A 443-nucleotide genomic window follows, 5' to 3' on the forward strand; every position below is an offset into this window, starting at 1 on the left:
AATGATCGGCATTAGACCTTGTGGTCCGCTTTGTTAGCTAATGATTAGCTTATCGATTTAAACCACAATATTTACTTATAGAAGGCTTCAACCCTTCCTTTAACTGTCATCATAAGCGGTTGGCCGCGACGGTCTAACGCTTTATGTGATGGCACTTTTACCCAACCTTCGCTGATGCAATATTCTTCAACATCAAAACGCTCTTTGTCATTAAGCTTAATACCAATTTCATGCTCAAAAATAGCTTCCACATGGTGCTTGCTACGTGGATTAACGGATAGGCGATCAGGTAAAGCAGGTTTTGAAGTCGTGTCGGTCATGGTAGTGGCCTGTAGTAAAAATAAATCGTGCGCCATTGTAGGCAATAGCATCCTTATGCTCAATAGCGACCACAATAAATGTGCGTTACCACCCTACATAATAGTTAGGGACTGTAGATCTTT

Annotated in this window: 1 protein-coding gene; it reads right to left on the reverse strand. The window is 41.3% G+C overall.

Translation table 11 applies throughout. The annotated features are described in order from the left end of the window. Positions 1–71: 71 nt before the first annotated feature. Positions 72–320 carry a DUF3297 family protein gene (locus AB4238_RS21035; protein ID WP_372035433.1) on the reverse strand — a complete coding sequence of 83 codons (249 nt, stop codon included), beginning with the start codon at positions 318–320 and terminating at the stop codon, positions 72–74. Positions 321–443 lie beyond the last annotated feature (123 nt).

Source organism: Shewanella sp. 10N.286.45.A1 (assembly GCF_041470405.1).
Lineage (GTDB): Bacteria > Pseudomonadota > Gammaproteobacteria > Enterobacterales > Shewanellaceae > Shewanella.